Source organism: Segatella asaccharophila (genome assembly GCF_054687055.1).
Genome location: NZ_BAACAN010000055.1, coordinates 1 through 1,209 on the forward strand (window position 1 = coordinate 1; position 1,209 = coordinate 1,209).

Annotated in this window: 1 rRNA gene; it reads right to left on the bottom strand. The window is 55.7% G+C overall.

From position 1 onward, the window contains the following. Positions 1 to 1,171: ribosomal RNA gene (locus ACYRYG_RS13270) — 16S ribosomal RNA — on the bottom strand; the annotation flags it as partial. Between the last annotated feature and the right edge of the window lie 38 nt (positions 1,172 to 1,209).

A 1,209-nucleotide genomic window follows, 5' to 3' on the forward strand; every position in this document is an offset into this window, starting at 1 on the left:
CACCTTACGGCGGCAGTCTCTCCAGTGTGCCCAGCTTTACCTGATGGCAACAGGAGACAGGGGTTGCGCTCGTTATGGCACTTGAGCCGACACCTCACGGCACGAGCTGACGACAACCATGCAGCACCTTCACAGACTTCCCGAAGGACTGCGGCGTCTCCGCCGCATTAGTCTGCAATTCAAGCCCGGGTAAGGTTCCTCGCGTATCATCGAATTAAACCACATGTTCCTCCGCTTGTGCGGGCCCCCGTCAATTCCTTTGAGTTTCACCGTTGCCGGCGTACTCCCCAGGTGGGATGCTTAATGCTTTCGCTTGGTCCCGCGGCCCGAAGGCCGCAGAACGGGCATCCATCGTTTACCGTGCGGACTACCAGGGTATCTAATCCTGTTTGATACCCGCACTTTCGAGCTTCAGCGTCAGTCGCGCTCCCGCAAGCTGCCTTCGCAATCGGGGTTCTTCGTGATATCTAAGCATTTCACCGCTACACCACAAATTCCGCCTGCGTCGTGCGCCCTCAAGCCCGACAGTTCGCGCTGCAGTCCAGTGGTTGGGCCACTGTATTTCACAGCACGCTTGCCGGGCAGCCTACGCTCCCTTTAAACCCAATAAATCCGGATAACGCCCGGACCTTCCGTATTACCGCGGCTGCTGGCACGGAATTAGCCGGTCCTTATTCCAAGGGTACTTGCAATGAATGACAAGTCACTCACTTTACTCCCCTTCAAAAGCAGTTTACAACCCATAGGGCCGTCATCCTGCACGCTACTTGGCTGGTTCAGGCTTCCGCCCATTGACCAATATTCCTCACTGCTGCCTCCCGTAGGAGTTTGGACCGTGTCTCAGTTCCAATGTGGGGGACCTTCCTCTCAGAACCCCTACTGATCGTCGGTTTGGTGGGCCCTTGTCCCGCCAACTGCCTAATCAGACGCATCCCCATCTTCAAGCGATGAATCTTTCGTCCTCCTCTGATGTCTTCCGAGGACCACATAGGGTATTAATCTTTCTTTCGAAAGCCTGTTCCCTGCTTGAAGCCAGGTTGGATACGCGTTACTCACCCATTCGCCGGTCGACGACTGCGCCAAGCAAGCTTGGCGCCCGTTTCCCCTCGACTTGCATGTGTTAAGCCTGTAGCTAGCGTTCATCCTGAGCCAGGATCAAACTCTCCATTGTATAATGGTTCTCCTCCGCATCCCTTACAGGACACGGGG